We start from the raw sequence: 1,663 nt of genomic DNA, 5'->3' as shown, positions 1-1,663 counted from the left end.
GGTCTACGACATCCCCGGCCGCGCCGGCGTGCCCATCCTGCCCGAGACCATGATCCGGCTCGCCGACCACCCCAGGATCGTCGCCCTCAAGGATGCCAAGGCCGACTTTAACGCCCTCACGCGCGTCCTGGCGAACACCGATCTTGATGTCTACTCCGGCGACGACGGCCTCACGCTGCCGTGGATGGCCGCCGGTGCCGTCGGGCTGGTCAGCGTCTCCGCGCACGTCGCGACGCGGCAATTCCGTGCGCTGATCGATGCCGCACTTGCAGGCGATTTTGCTACCGCCCGCACCCTACATTTCGAACTGGACCCCGTGGTCCGCGCAGTGATGACCCACATTCAGGGTGCTGTCGCTGCCAAGCAGGTTCTTAAGTGGCAGGGAGTCCTGCCCAACTCGGTTGTCCGTTTGCCCCTCGTGGAGCCGGGCGAGGCCGAGATCGCAACCATCCGCGAGGATTTGGCGGAAGCGGGGATGGGCTTTTCCTGATCGGGAGCCAATCCTGATGGTTAAGAACCAGCCCGGCTTCAGCCTGGAAAGTAGTGCACTATGACCCAAACCGCCCTTCCCGGCCTTGTCACGCCGCCCCGCCTCCCGAAGAACACCCTGCGGATCGTACCGCTCGGCGGAATCGGGGAAATCGGTCGAAACATGACCGTTTTCGAGATCGATGGCAAGCTCCTCATCGTTGACTGCGGCGTCCTCTTCCCCGAGGAGACCCAGCCCGGCGTCGACCTCATCCTGCCGGACTTCTCCTACATCGAGAACCGTCTCCAGGACATCGTCGCTGTGGTCCTGACCCACGGTCACGAAGACCACATCGGCGCCGTCCCCTACCTCCTGCGCCTGCGCGCCGATATCCCCATCGTCGGGTCACAGCTGACACTGGCCCTCATCGAGGCCAAGCTGCAGGAACACCGGATCAAGCCGAACACGAAGATCGTCGTCGAGGGCCAGGTCGAGAAGTACGGGCCCTTCGAATGCGAGTTCGTCGCCGTCAACCACTCCATCCCGGACGCCCTGGCCGTGTTCCTCCGCACCGCGGGCGGCACCGTCCTGCACACCGGTGACTTCAAGATGGACCAGCTCCCGCTGGATGGCCGCATCACCGACCTCCGGCACTTCGCCAAGCTGGGCGAAGAAGGCGTGGACCTGTTCATGTCGGATTCGACCAATGCCGACGTCCCCGGCTTCACCACCGCCGAGAAGGAAATCGGGCCCACCCTGGACCGGCTGTTCGGGCAGGCCTCCAAGCGCATCATCGTCGCGTCCTTCTCCTCGCACGTGCACCGCGTCCAGCAGGTTCTCGACGCCGCCGCCAACCACAACCGCAAGGTTGCCTTCGTGGGCCGCTCCATGGTCCGGAACATGGCCATCGCCGCGAAACTGGGCTACCTGGAGGTCCCGGCCGGGATCCTGGTCGACATCAAGAACATCGACAACCTGCCGGACAACCGGGTTGTGCTGATGTCCACCGGCTCCCAGGGTGAGCCCATGGCCGCCCTGTCCCGCATGGCCAACGGCGACCACCGCGTCGTCGGCGGCGAGGGGGACACCGTCATCCTCGCGTCCAGCCTGATCCCGGGCAACGAAAACGCCGTCTTCCGCATCATCAACGGCCTGCTGAAGCTCGGCGCCGACGTAATCCACAAGGGCAACGCC

General features: G+C 65.0%; 2 protein-coding genes. Both read left to right on the top strand.

Going from position 1 to position 1,663, the window contains the following annotated elements; translation table 11 throughout:
- The coding region (locus tag LQV45_RS30625; RefSeq protein WP_230011014.1) for a dihydrodipicolinate synthase family protein at window positions 1-490 on the top strand (490 nt) is incomplete at its 5' end.
- A 60-nt stretch (window positions 491-550) separates the two neighbouring features.
- Window positions 551-1,663: ribonuclease J (locus LQV45_RS30620; RefSeq protein WP_230011013.1), on the top strand; the 1,113-nt coding region annotated here is incomplete at its 3' end.

The organism is Microbacterium sp. Bi128, from assembly GCF_918698205.1.
This window is presented reverse-complemented; position numbering and strand designations above follow the sequence as displayed.